10 protein-coding genes and 1 tRNA gene are annotated in these 12,686 nt (G+C 55.7%); all 11 read left to right on the top strand.

The annotated features are described in order from the left end of the window. The first annotated feature begins 13 nt into the window (after positions 1-13). Entirely contained in the window at positions 14-2,059 is a 2,046-nt protein-coding gene (gene nuoL / locus IEX44_RS05780; protein ID WP_188690087.1) for an NADH-quinone oxidoreductase subunit L, read from the top strand. A 52-nt stretch (positions 2,060-2,111) separates the two neighbouring features. Continuing rightward, positions 2,112-3,629, top strand: coding sequence for an NADH-quinone oxidoreductase subunit M (locus tag IEX44_RS05775; protein ID WP_188690084.1), 1,518 nt, complete (start codon positions 2,112-2,114; stop codon positions 3,627-3,629). Positions 3,630-3,673: 44 nt separating this feature from the next. Beyond that, on the top strand, positions 3,674-5,128 hold the full coding sequence (nuoN, locus tag IEX44_RS05770) for an NADH-quinone oxidoreductase subunit NuoN (protein ID WP_188690079.1): 1,455 nt from the start codon (positions 3,674-3,676) through the stop codon (positions 5,126-5,128). 8 nt (positions 5,129-5,136) lie between these two features. Beyond that, a complete protein-coding gene (locus tag IEX44_RS05765) occupies positions 5,137-5,436 on the top strand; it encodes a DUF2818 family protein (RefSeq protein WP_188690076.1) in 300 nt (99 codons plus the stop codon). 141 nt (positions 5,437-5,577) lie between these two features. Next, positions 5,578-5,654 (top strand) — tRNA-Val (locus IEX44_RS05760). 207 nt (positions 5,655-5,861) lie between these two features. Beyond that, positions 5,862-7,760, top strand: a complete 1,899-nt coding sequence (thrS, locus tag IEX44_RS05755) for a threonine--tRNA ligase (protein ID WP_188690073.1) — start codon at positions 5,862-5,864, stop codon at positions 7,758-7,760. A 98-nt stretch (positions 7,761-7,858) separates the two neighbouring features. Next, positions 7,859-8,380, top strand: a complete 522-nt coding sequence (gene infC, locus IEX44_RS05750) for a translation initiation factor IF-3 (RefSeq protein ID WP_188690475.1) — start codon at positions 7,859-7,861, stop codon at positions 8,378-8,380. A gap of 180 nt (positions 8,381-8,560) precedes the next feature. Continuing rightward, positions 8,561-8,758, top strand: coding sequence for a 50S ribosomal protein L35 (rpmI, locus tag IEX44_RS05745; protein ID WP_184102296.1), 198 nt, complete (start codon positions 8,561-8,563; stop codon positions 8,756-8,758). Between the two features lie 16 nt (positions 8,759-8,774). Then, entirely contained in the window at positions 8,775-9,134 is a 360-nt protein-coding gene (gene rplT / locus IEX44_RS05740) for a 50S ribosomal protein L20 (protein WP_184102295.1), read from the top strand. Between the two features lie 170 nt (positions 9,135-9,304). Beyond that, on the top strand, positions 9,305-10,300 hold the full coding sequence (pheS, locus tag IEX44_RS05735; protein WP_188690071.1) for a phenylalanine--tRNA ligase subunit alpha: 996 nt from the start codon (positions 9,305-9,307) through the stop codon (positions 10,298-10,300). Positions 10,301-10,315: 15 nt separating this feature from the next. Continuing rightward, a complete protein-coding gene (pheT, locus tag IEX44_RS05730; RefSeq protein WP_188690068.1) occupies positions 10,316-12,670 on the top strand; it encodes a phenylalanine--tRNA ligase subunit beta in 2,355 nt (784 codons plus the stop codon). Positions 12,671-12,686 lie beyond the last annotated feature (16 nt).

Here is a 12,686-nt window from a genome sequence, read left to right as displayed (position 1 = left end):
CGGATTTCAAACAATGGATATCAAAACAATTTACCTGCTGATTCCGCTGGCGCCGCTGTTTGGTGCCATGGTCGCGGGCCTGTTTGGCTGGGCGATCAGCCGCAAGGTGGCCCATACGGTGACCATCGCTGGCGTGGCTGTTGCATTCGCGCTCTCTGCCTGGACGCTCAATAACCTCGTCAATGGCGGCGAAAGCTTCAACGGCACCGTTTACACCTGGATGACCATCAACGGTGTCGACTTCAATGTCGGCTTCCTGGTGGACAAACTCACGGCGATGATGATGTGCGTGGTGACCTTCGTGTCGCTGATGGTTCACGTCTACACCATCGGCTACATGGAAGAAGACCCAGGCTACAACCGCTTCTTCAGCTACATCTCGCTGTTTACTTTCTCGATGTTGATGCTGGTTATGAGCAACAACTTCGTACAGCTGTTCTTCGGCTGGGAAGCAGTGGGTCTGGTTTCGTACTTGCTGATCGGTTTCTGGTTCAAGCGTCCGACTGCCATTTTCGCCAACATGAAGGCGTTTCTGGTTAACCGCGTGGGTGACTTCGGTTTCCTGCTGGGGATCGGTCTGGTGTTGTTCCACTTCGGCTCGCTGGATTACGCCGCTGTGTTTGCCAAAGCACCGTCACTGCAAAATGAAACCGTGAGCATCATCTCCGGCCATACATGGTCGCTGATGACACTCACTTGTATCTTGCTGTTTATTGGTGCCATGGGTAAGTCTGCCCAGTTCCCGCTGCACGTGTGGCTGCCGGATTCCATGGAAGGCCCGACCCCGATCTCCGCGCTGATCCATGCTGCAACGATGGTGACAGCCGGTATCTTCATGGTCAGCCGCATGTCTCCGCTGTTTGAACTGTCGGATACCGCGCTGAACTTCGTGATGGTGATCGGTGCCATTACCGCGCTGTTCATGGGTTTCCTTGGCATCATCCAGAATGATATCAAGCGTGTGGTGGCGTACTCCACGCTGTCGCAGCTGGGTTACATGACGGTGGCGCTGGGTGCTTCGGCTTACTCCGTCGCCCTGTTCCACCTGATGACCCACGCGTTCTTCAAAGCCTTGTTGTTCCTTGGCGCTGGCTCCGTGATCATGGGTATGCACCACGATCAGGACATCCGCAACATGGGTGGCCTGCGCAAGTACATGCCGATCACCTGGATTACCTCGCTGATTGGTTCGCTGGCTCTGATTGGCACGCCGTTCTTCGCTGGTTTCTATTCCAAAGATTCGATCATCGACGCCGTGAAGGCTTCCCACTTGCCGGGTGCCGGTTTTGCGTACTTTGCGGTGGTAGCTGGTGTATTCGTGACTGCGTTCTACTCCTTCCGTATGTACTTCCTCGTCTTCCATGGCAAGGAACGCTGGATGCAGAAGGGCCATGGGCACGACCATCATGATGATCACGACGATCATGGTGAACACCATGGTCTGGGCCCGAACGACAAGCCGCATGAATCCCCGTGGGTCGTAACACTGCCGTTGATCCTGCTGGCTATTCCGTCGGTGATTATCGGTGCCATTGCTATCGAGCCGATGCTCTTTGGTGACTTCTTCAAGGGCGTGCTGTTCGTTAATACAGAAGCCCACCCGGCGATGGAAGAACTGGCGCACGAATTCCACGGCTGGGTTGACATGGCAGCGCACGCCTTTGTTGGTCTGCCGGTATGGCTGGCAATTGCCGGTGTGGTGCTGTCCTATGTGTTCTACATGGTCAAGCCTGAACTGCCCGCAGCTTGCGAGAAGTTCTTCAATTCGATCGGCGTCAACAAGCTGCTCGAAAACAAGTACTACATGGATTTCTTGTTCATCAACGTCTTTGCCGCTGCTGGCCGTGCCATTGGTACGGTGTTGTGGAAGGTGGGTGACGCGCTCCTGATCGATGGCCTTGTGGTCAACGGTCTGGCGAAAATCACCGGCTGGTTTGCGTTCCTGGTTCGTCGGGTACAGACCGGTTACATCTACCACTATGCGTTTGCCATGATTATTGGCGCACTGGTGTTGATCACGGTCTGGTTGGCAGTGCCTCTGGCGGCGCTGGCGCACTGATCCTGGGTTGATATACGAGTAGTTCAGAGTAATTAAAACAAGCAGGTAGACTATGACGGGTAATCTTCTGAGCCTCACGATCTGGCTGCCGATTCTGGCAGGCGTGGTGGTGCTGGCAACCGGGGGCGATGACAAGGCACCAGCCGCGCGCTGGCTGGCCCTGATCGGCGCGCTGCTGGGGTTTCTGGTTTCGATTCCGCTTTACACCGGTTTCGATGCGTTGAACGGCGGCATGCAATTCACCGAGTTCAAACCCTGGATCGCAACGTTCAACATCAACTATGCGCTGGGCGTTGACGGCCTCTCCGTATGGTTTGTGATCCTGAACTCCTTCACCACCCTGATGGTGGTGCTGGCAGGCTGGCAGGTCATTGAAAAGCGCGTGGCGCAGTACATGGCCGCGTTCCTGATCATGTCCGGTCTGATCAACGGCGCATTCGCCGCCCAGGACGCGATTCTGTTCTACGTGTTCTTCGAGGCCATGCTGATCCCGATGTACCTGATCATTGGTATCTGGGGTGGTCCGAACCGTGTATACGCATCGATCAAGTTCTTTCTGTACACGCTGCTGGGTTCGCTGCTGACGCTGGTCGCCTTCATCTACCTGTACGGTCAGACCAATGGTTCGTTCGCGATTGCCGACTTTGCTCGCGTACCGCTGACCATGACGGCCCAGGGCTTCCTGCTGATCGCTTTCTTCTTCGCTTTTGCGGTGAAGGTGCCGATGTGGCCGGTTCACACCTGGTTGCCGGATGCTCACGTTGAAGCGCCGACTGGCGGTTCGATGGTGCTGGCTGCCATTACCTTGAAGCTGGGTGCTTACGGCTTCCTGCGGTTTGCCCTCCCGATCGCACCGGATGCGTGTCGCGAATATGCCTGGGTGTTTGTGCTGTTCTCGCTGATCGCTGTGGTGTACATCGGTATGGTTGCGCTGGTGCAGACCGATATGAAGAAGCTAGTGGCGTATTCGTCCATCTCGCATATGGGTTTTGTAACGCTGGGCTTCTTCATGTTTGCCGGTGGCACCCAGATGAACCAGTTCGCAGTGGAAGGCGCGATCGTGCAGATGATCTCCCACGGTTTCGTCTCTGCCGCGATGTTCTTCTGTATCGGTGTCATGTACGACCGCGTGCACAGCCGCAAAATCGCCGACTACGGCGGTGTTGTGAACAAGATGCCTGTTTTCGCCGCATTCATGATGTTGTTTGCCATGGCCAACTCGGGCTTGCCGGCAACTTCCGGTTTCGTGGGTGAATTCTTTGTGGTGTTGGGTGCCATCCAGGTCAACTTCTGGTTTGCCTTCTTTGCCGCTACCACACTGGTCTTCGGCGCTGCTTATACCCTGTGGATGTACAAGCGCGTGATTTTTGGTGAAGTTGCCAACCATCACGTGGCCGAACTCAAAGACGTGAACAAGCGTGAACTGCTGATTCTTGTGATTCTGGCGATTACCGTGCTCGGTATGGGCCTGTATCCCAAGATGTTTACTGACTTGATGCACGTGTCGGTCAATGACCTGATCTGGCATGTTTCGCAGCCCAAACTGGCTGTACCCCAGCTGCCCCAATAAGCAGCCACATTAATGGCACTGACGAATTTATAAGGGTTTAGAGCATGACCTGGACCAGTCTTAACGCATGGGCTGCCGCACCGGAGATTTTTCTCCTGGTGGCTGTGTCAGTCATTTTGCTGATCGATCTTTTTGTTTCCGACGCCAAGCGTCACATCACCTACCTGTTGACGCTCGTGTCACTGGCTATCACCGCCTGTTTGACGGTTAATGGTCTGGCTCAACCGGTCCAACTGGCTTTCAGCGGGATGTTTGTGGCTGATCCAATCGCCGGTGTTGCCAAGCTGGGTATGGTGCTGGGTGTTGCCCTCGTACTGATCTATGGTCGAACCTATGCCGAAGCTCGCGGCATCTACAAGGGCGAATTGTTCAGCCTGACCTTGTTCGCGTTGCTGGGCATGATGGTGATGAGCTCGGCGCTCAACTTTGTCACCTTGTACGTTGGTCTGGAGCTGCTGTCCTTGTCGCTGTATGCGCTGGTTGCCCTGCGTCGCGACAACGTACATGCCACCGAAGCCGCCATGAAGTACTTCATTCTGGGTGCGCTGGCCTCCGGCATGCTGCTGTACGGTATGTCCATGGTGTACGGTGCAACGCATAGTCTGGATATTCTGACTATTGCCCAACGCGTCATGAACGGTGAAGTGAACCATTTGCTGATCGTGTTCGGCATCGTATTCATTGTGGTGGGTATCGGCTTCAAGCTGGGTGCTGTGCCATTCCACATGTGGGTGCCTGACGTTTACGAAGGTTCGCCGACGCTGATCGCCCAGTTGATCGGTTCAGCGCCGAAGATTGCTGCTTTTGCCTTTGTGATCCGCATTCTGGCCCAAGGTCTGGAAGCCTACGTCCAGGACTGGCGAGGCATGCTGGTCGTCATGGCTATTCTGTCGCTGGCCATCGGTAACTTGACTGCGATTGCCCAGACCAACATCAAGCGTATGTTTGCTTATTCCACCATCTCGCATATGGGCTTCCTGTTGCTGGGTATTCTGGTGGGTACGCCGGTGGGTTACGCCGCTGCGTTCTTCTACGCCGTGACCTACATGCTGACCACCGCCGCCGGCTTCGGTCTGGTGATGCTGCTGTCGCGTGAAGGCTTTGAAGCCGATCGTATTGATGACTTCAAGGGTCTGAACCAGCGCAGCCCGTGGTTTGCCGCCATGATGTTGCTCGTCATGTTCTCCATGGCAGGTATCCCGGTGTTTGTTGGCTTCTTTGCCAAGCTGGCCATACTGGAAGCCGTGGTGAATCTGGGTCTGACCTGGCTGGCCATCTACGCCGTGCTGATGTCGGTGATTGGTGCCTTCTACTATCTGCGTGTGGTCAAGGTCATGTACTTTGACGACGCTGAAGACAAGAGCCCGATCGTGGCTGGTCTGGATAGCCGGGTTGTGCTGTCGGTCAACTGTCTGCTGCTGCTGATCATTGGTTTGATGCCGGATCGGTTGCTGTATCTCATCTCTGCTGCTGTGGCGCACTCGCTGCTGCCGGCATAAGTATCAAGATGCTGGAGATTCTCCTGCTCTGCGGATTGGCGGCCCTGGCCGCCAATTTGCCATTTCTGAGCGATCGCGTTGCATTTGTCGTGCCGCCCAATGTGCTGCGAATGCATTTTGGCTGGCGTCTGCTCGAACTCGTACTGCTGTATCTGGCTGTGGGTCTTGTGGCCCGTGTGCTGGAAGCGCGGGTTTCAACAGTGCAGCCGCAGCATTGGTGGTTCTATGTGGCCACTGCTGCCTTGTTCATCGTGATGGCCTGGCCTGGGTTCGTCTGGCGTTATTTCTGGCGCAAGCCCGGCCTGTAAACAAAAAGCCTCGCTTGTTGCGGGGCTTTTTGTTTGGTTACAACCGGGTAGTATGGGTGGGGCAAACTCGGGTTGTCCGGTTTTTTTCAACAAGGGGCTTGCGGACAAAAGAAGTTGCCGCTATGATTGCCTTCCTTCGACAGGCACGTAGCTCAGCTGGTTAGAGCACCACCTTGACATGGTGGGGGTCGTTGGTTCGAGTCCAATCGTGCCTACCAACGAATTCAGTAAAGGAAACCAAGCCATGTTCCGAACTACCACGACTACCGGTAAATAAACGCGGTAGCCGTGCTATGGCTTTGGTTTTATAAAAAAGTGCGGCGCTGCCCGCACTTTTTTTTTGCCGCTTGTAAAGCGGTTCCTCCGGTGGAACAACCGCAAATCCCCGGATCGACTGAAACACACGAATTCAAGGCGACAAGATCATGATCTCGATTACGCTTCCTGATGGTTCCAAACGACAATTTGACGCACCGGTTTCTGTGGCCGGTGTAGCTGGCAGCATTGGTGCCGGTCTGGCGCGTGCCGCATTGGCAGGCAAGGTGGACGGCAAACTCGTCGACACCAGCTACGTAATTGATCATGACGTCAACCTTGCCATCGTGACCGATAAAGATGCAGACGGTCTTGAAGTGATCCGTCACTCGACCGCCCACTTGCTGGCTTATGCCGTCAAGGCACTGTTTCCTGATGCTCAGGTCACCATTGGCCCGGTGATTGAAGACGGTTTCTACTACGACTTTAGTTACTCTCGCCCATTTACCCCTGAAGACCTGGCTGCCATTGAAAAGAAAATGGCGGAACTGGCCAAACAAGACATTCCGGTTGAGCGGTACGAGCTCTCGCGTGATGATGCTGTTGCGTACTTCAAAGGGATTGGCGAGAAATACAAAGCCGAGATCATTGAATCCATCCCCGCCGACCAGACCCTGAGCCTGTATCGCGAAGGCGACTTCACTGACTTGTGCCGTGGCCCGCACGTGCCATCTACCGGCAAGCTGAAAGTCTTCAAGCTGATGAAGGTGGCTGGTGCTTATTGGCGCGGTGACTCGAAGAACGAGATGCTCACGCGCGTCTACGGCACGGCCTGGGCGAAGAAAGAAGATCTGGATGCCTACCTGCATCGCCTTCAAGAGGCGGAAAAGCGCGATCACCGCAAGATCGGCAAGGCGCTGGACCTCTTCCATATGCAGGAAGAGGCACCCGGTATGGTGTTCTGGCACCCCAAAGGCTGGCAATTGTGGCAATCGGTCGAGCAATACATGCGTCGCCGCCTGATCAAGGCGGGTTACCAGGAGGTGCGCACACCGCAAGTGATGGACCGTGTTTTGTGGGAGCGTTCCGGCCATTGGGAAAACTACCAGGAAAACATGTTCATCACGGAATCGGAAAAGCGTACCTACGCCGTGAAACCGATGAACTGCCCGGGTCACGTGCAGATTTTCAATAGTGACTTGCGTTCTTATCGTGACCTGCCGTTGCGTCTTGCCGAGTTTGGCGCCTGCCACCGCAACGAGCCTTCCGGTTCTTTGCACGGCCTGATGCGCGTGCGCGGGTTTACTCAAGATGATGCGCATATCTTCTGTACTGAAGGTCAGTACATTGAAGAGGCCAAGTCTTTTCACGCACTGGCCATGAGCGTGTATGAAGACATGGGCTTCAATGATGTATCCATCAAACTCGCCCTGCGTCCGGAAAAACGTGCAGGTAGCGAAGAGGGCTGGGACAAGGCGGAACAAGGCATGCGCGAAGCTTTGCGTGCCTGTGGCGTGACTTGGGAAGAGTTGCCGGGTGAAGGTGCGTTCTATGGCCCGAAGATCGAATATCACATCAAGGATGCCATTGGCCGGTCCTGGCAGTGCGGTACGTTGCAACTGGACTTCGTTCTGCCGGAGCGTCTTGGTCCGGAATACGTGGCGGAAGACAACAGCCGTCAGAAGCCGATTATGCTGCACCGTGCCATCGTGGGCTCGATGGAGCGTTTCCTCGGTATTCTGATCGAAAACTTTGCTGGTTCCTTCCCGTTGTGGCTGGCGCCGACGCAAATGGTGGTCATGAATATCTCGGAACATCAGGCTGAATATGCGGCTGAAGTGGTCCAACAACTCACTCAAGCAGGTTTCCGTGTACAGGCGGACTTGAGAAACGAGAAAATAACCTATAAAATTCGCGAACATAGCTTGCAGCGCTTACCGTACCAACTCATTGTTGGTGACAAGGAAAAAGCTGGTGGCTTGGTGGCCGTGCGTAGTCGCAGTGGTGAAGACCTCGGACAAATGACGGTTGAAACGCTTGTTGAGCGTCTCAAGACCGAATTGCTGTAAAGCTTTGGCCTGATCAGTATGATCTGGCCAGATTTACACGAGGCAACACCCAGGACCGTTCGCACGGTTTTGTTTTTGGATGATTTGGAGAATTCAAGATAGCTGCTCAAGACAAGGAGCCGCGGATCAACGGCGAGATTACCGCGCGCGAAGTGCGTTTGCAGGATGCCCAAGGTGAACAACTGGGTGTGATCAGTTTGTACGATGCTTTGGCCAAGGCTGAAGAGGCAGAACTGGACCTGGTTGAAATTGCGCCCAATGCGACGCCGCCGGTTTGCCGCATCATGGACTACGGCAAGTACAAGTACGAGAAGTCCAAGAAAGATCACGCGGCCAAACTCAAGCAGAAACAGATCCAGGTCAAGGAAATCAAGCTCCGTCCTGGTACTGACGAGAATGACTACCAGGTCAAGCTGAAAAGCCTGGTGCGTTTCCTCGGCGAGGGCGACAAGGCCAAGATCACGCTGCGTTTCCGTGGTCGTGAAATGGCTCACCAGGAAATCGGTATGGCTCAGTTGAAGCGACTTGAGGCCGATCTGGTCGAACTGGCGGTGGTGGAGCAGTTTCCCCGCCTGGAAGGCCGGCAGATGGTGATGATGCTGGCGCCCAAGAAGAAGTAATTCTTCACGGTCGCAGCAAAAGATTTAAAGCGGGGGTGCGGTTGCCTCCGCTGATGTTTCGGAAAGCGGCTTGCCGCTGGCTGGAACAAGCAGCCGCAATAAAAGCGTGGTGGCGGGCTCAAAGTCCCTTGTTATGAGGGCGCCTTCTGCCGGATCTAAACATACTTGGAGAGCATACAAATGCCCAAGATGAAAACCAAAAGCGGCGCTGCCAAGCGCCTGAAAGTCCTTGGCGGCGGTGGTGTGAAGCGCTCTAAAGCGTTCAAGCGCCACATCCTGACCAAGAAAACCACCAAGAACAAGCGTCAACTGCGCGGCACCTGCATGGTCGATTCGACCAACATGGGTCACGTACGTGCGATGTTGCCCTACGCGTAACTAAAGGAGAAGAACCATGCCTCGCGTTAAACGTGGTGTAACCGCCCGTGCTCGTCACAAGAAAATCCTGAATCTGGCGAAGGGCTATCGCGGCCGTCGCAAGAACGTATACCGCATTGCCAAGCAAGCGGTAATGAAGGCTGGCCAATACGCCTACCGTGACCGCCGTCAGAAGAAGCGTCAGTTCCGTCAACTGTGGATCGCGCGTATCAACGCTGCATCCCGTGAACTGGGTCTGGCTTACAGCAAGTTCATGAACGGTCTGAAGAAGGCCGGCATTGAGGTGGACCGCAAGGTCCTGGCCGATCTGGCCGTGTTCGACAAGCCGGCTTTTGCCAAGTTTGTTGAAACCGCCAAGGCTAGCCTCGCTGCCTGATTGAATGAGCGCGCCATTGCAATAGCCGTGGCGCCTCATCGCAGTTAGCAAGATCAGGGAGGCTTCCCGGCCTCCCTTTTTTATTGGTTAACGGGTCTTGAGTCATCAGGACACGACCGAAGAATTGTTGATTTCCAGGCAGGAGCGCGCGATTACGCGCGACATTCGATATGGACGTACAAGCCCTTCTTGCGCAAGGCCTCGCCGAACTGAATGCGACCAGTGAAGCCGCCGCACTGGAAAATGTAAAAGCCAAGTATGTTGGCAAGGAAGGCGCGATCACCGCGCTACTCAAACAGCTGGCCACGCTGTCGCCTGAAGAGAAAAAAACCTTCGGCGCCACCGTCAATCAAGCCCGCCAGGCGTTTGAAGCTACCCTGAATACCCGTCGTGAAGCGCTCGCCCAGGAAAAACTGGCTCGCCAACTGGCTGCTGAAGCGCTCGACATCACTTTGCCCGGTCGTACCCACGGTCAGGGCGGCCTCCACCCCGTCACCCTCGTTCAGCACCGCATCGAAGCGTTGTTTGCGTCCTTGGGTTTTACCGTGGCGGATGGTCCGGAAATCGAAAACGATTTCCACAATTTCGAAGCGCTGAATATCCCCAAGGATCACCCGGCTCGCGCCATGCAAGATACCTTCTATGTAGAAGGTTCGACAGCGGCTGAGCCCCTGGTCCTGCGTACGCACACCTCGCCAATCCAGGTGCGTTACATGCTCGACAACAAGCCGCCGATCAAGATCGTCGCGCCAGGTCGCGTGTATCGCGTGGATTCGGATGCCACTCACTCCCCGATGTTCCATCAAATGGAAGGTTTGTGGGTGGAAGAGGGCGTGTCGTTTGCTGATCTGAAAGCCGTCATCACCGACTGGCTGCGCAACTTCTTCGAACGTGACGATCTGCAAGTGCGCTTTCGTCCGTCGTTCTTCCCGTTTACCGAACCGTCGGCCGAAGTCGACGTGCTGGGTGAACGCGGCTGGCTGGAAATCGGTGGTTGCGGCATGGTTCACCCGAACGTGTTGCGCAACGTCGGTATCGACCCTGAGGTCTACACCGGCTTCGCCTTTGGTTTTGGCCTGGATCGCTTTGCCATGCTCTATTACGGCGTGAACGATCTTCGGCTTTTCTTCGAGAACGATCTCGCATTCCTGCAGCAATTCAAATAAGCCAGGGCGAATACCATGAAATTCTCTGAACAGTGGTTGCGTAGCTGGGTCAATCCCAAGCTCGAATCCGAAGCGCTGGCGCATCTGTTGACGATGGCTGGGCTGGAAGTTGAAGAAGCTGATCCGGCTGCACCGGCGTTCACGCAAGTGATCGTGGCCGAGGTGCTGACCGTCACCAAACACGAAAATGCCGATCGCCTGAACGTATGTACGGTCAACGTTGGCGAAGCCGAGCCGGTGCAAATCGTGTGCGGCGCGCCCAACGTGGCGGCTGGCGTACGTGTACCGTGTGCACGCGTAGGCGCTGTGTTGCCGGGCGATTTCAAGATCAAGCAAGCCAAAGTCCGCGGTGTTGAGTCCAGCGGCATGCTGTGTTCTGCTAAAGAGCTGGGTATCAGCGAAGAGTCCGACGGCCTGTTGTTGCTGCCGGCCGATGCGCCCGTTGGTGTGTCGATTCGCGAATACCTGAATCTGGACGACACGCTGCTCACACTCAAGCTCACGCCGAACCGTGCTGATTGCTTGTCTATCCGCGGTATCGCGCGTGAAGTAGCTGCGCTGACGGGTGCAGTTCAAACTCCGGTTGCTATTGAACCAGTCCCGCCGACGATTGATGCTGCCATCAGCATCAAGCTCGAAGCGGGTGCCGCTTGCTCACGCTACGCCGGTCGTGTCGTGCGCAATATTAATCGTCAGGCTGCTACGCCGGTCTGGATGAAGCAGCGTCTGGAGCGCTCTGGTATCCGCAGTATTTCTGCGGTGGTCGACATCACCAATTACGTGATGCTCGAACAAGGTCAGCCGATGCATGCGTTTGATGCCAACAAGCTGCAAGGCGGCATCCTGGTGCGTTTCGCCCGCGATGGCGAAAAGCTCACGCTGCTCAATGGTAAAGAACTCGATCTGACCGCTGACATGCTGGTGATCACCGATGGCGTGCGCCCGGTGGCGCTGGCCGGCATCATGGGTGGCGCCAACTCAGAGATCGACGACAACTCCAACGATGTTTTCCTGGAATCTGCTTTCTTTGCGCCAGCGGATATCGCGGGTAAGGCCCGCCGTCTGGGTTTCTCTTCTGACGCGAGCCACCGCTTCGAACGCGGCGTGGATTTTGGCTATGCCCGTGAAGCGCTGGAGCGAGCCACACGGTTGCTGGTGGATATCTGCGGCGGTCAGGTTGGCCCCATCGTAGAAGCCACCACAGCGCTGCCAGAACGCAAACCGGTTGCACTGCGCGTATCGCGCGTTGCCCGCGTGCTGGGCTTGAACTTGCCGGGCGCAGAAGTGCTTTCGTTGCTGCAACGTCTGGGTCTGGCTGCAGAACTCGCTGGCGACGTCATCACCGTTACCCCGCCAAGCTTCCGGTTCGATATCGAAATCGAAGAAGACCTGATCGAAGAAGTCGCCCGTGTTTACGGCTACGACAATATTCCGGTCAATCCGGCGGGCAGCCGTATCGCCATGCTGCCGCAACCGGGCAATGCCCGCGACAAGTTTGCCCTCAAGCGCATTCTGGTGGCTGCTGGTTACCAGGAAGCCATCACGTACGCCTTTGTGGAAGAAAAGTGGGAGCGTGAACTGGCCGGCAACAACGCCGCGGTCAAACTGATCAACCCGATCGCCAGCCAGATGAGCGTCATGCGTTCGTCTTTGCTGGGCGGTCTGATCAGTGCTTTGCAATACAATCTGAATCGCAAGGCAGAACGCGTACGCTTGTTTGAACTGGGTCGCGTATTCCACGGGGTTTCTGATCGTGTTCAACCTGAAAAGGTTGGCGGTCTGGCTTGGGGCATGCGTGATCCGGAGCAATGGGCAACGCCCAAGGCTACGGTCGATTTCTTTGATGTCAAAGCTGATGTCGAAGCCCTGATTGCCCCACGCGTGGCAGAGTTCCGTCGTGCCAGCCACAACGCTCTGCACCCGGGCCGTTCTGCGGATATCGTCGTCGACGGCATCGTGGTTGGCTGGGTGGGTGAACTGCATCCGCAGTGGGTCCAGGCGTATGACCTCGTTCAAGCACCAGTCGTGTTTGAACTGGACGTTGCGCCATTGCTGGCCGTCACACCGGTGCGAGCCAAGGCGGTAACACGCCAGCAAGCTGTCCGTCGTGACCTTGCACTGGTGGTCGATGAGGCCCAGTCACTTGCAAGCCTGCAGTCGGCTTTTGCAAGCGCTGCGCAACCCTTGGTAACAGGCATCGAACTCTTCGATATCTACCGCGGCAAGGGTGTCCCGGAAGGGAAAAAGAGCCTTGCATTCAAAGTGTTGTTGCAAGATACTCAGAAGACTCTGACCGACGAAGAAGTCGAAGGTGCCGTGGCTGCGTTGATCGCCGCTGCGCACACATGTGGTGCGACATTGCGCGCGTAACCCGTTTTCTTTTTTT

Origin of the sequence: Silvimonas amylolytica (assembly GCF_014645555.1) — a bacterium.
Lineage (GTDB): Bacteria > Pseudomonadota > Gammaproteobacteria > Burkholderiales > Chitinibacteraceae > Silvimonas > Silvimonas amylolytica.
This window is presented reverse-complemented; position numbering and strand designations above follow the sequence as displayed.

Excerpts from the sequence above, each read along its gene's own strand:
- thrS (WP_188690073.1), top strand. The coding sequence starts at position 5,862 with ATGATCTCGATTACGCTTCCTGATGGTTCCAAACGACAATTTGACGCA.
- rpmI (WP_184102296.1), top strand. The coding sequence starts at position 8,561 with ATGCCCAAGATGAAAACCAAAAGCGGCGCTGCCAAGCGCCTGAAAGTC.
- pheT (WP_188690068.1), top strand. The coding sequence starts at position 10,316 with ATGAAATTCTCTGAACAGTGGTTGCGTAGCTGGGTCAATCCCAAGCTC.
- nuoN (WP_188690079.1), top strand. The coding sequence starts at position 3,674 with ATGACCTGGACCAGTCTTAACGCATGGGCTGCCGCACCGGAGATTTTT.
- rplT (WP_184102295.1), top strand. The coding sequence starts at position 8,775 with ATGCCTCGCGTTAAACGTGGTGTAACCGCCCGTGCTCGTCACAAGAAA.
- IEX44_RS05775 (WP_188690084.1), top strand. The coding sequence starts at position 2,112 with ATGACGGGTAATCTTCTGAGCCTCACGATCTGGCTGCCGATTCTGGCA.
- nuoL (WP_188690087.1), top strand. The coding sequence starts at position 14 with ATGGATATCAAAACAATTTACCTGCTGATTCCGCTGGCGCCGCTGTTT.
- IEX44_RS05765 (WP_188690076.1), top strand. The coding sequence starts at position 5,137 with ATGCTGGAGATTCTCCTGCTCTGCGGATTGGCGGCCCTGGCCGCCAAT.
- pheS (WP_188690071.1), top strand. The coding sequence starts at position 9,305 with ATGGACGTACAAGCCCTTCTTGCGCAAGGCCTCGCCGAACTGAATGCG.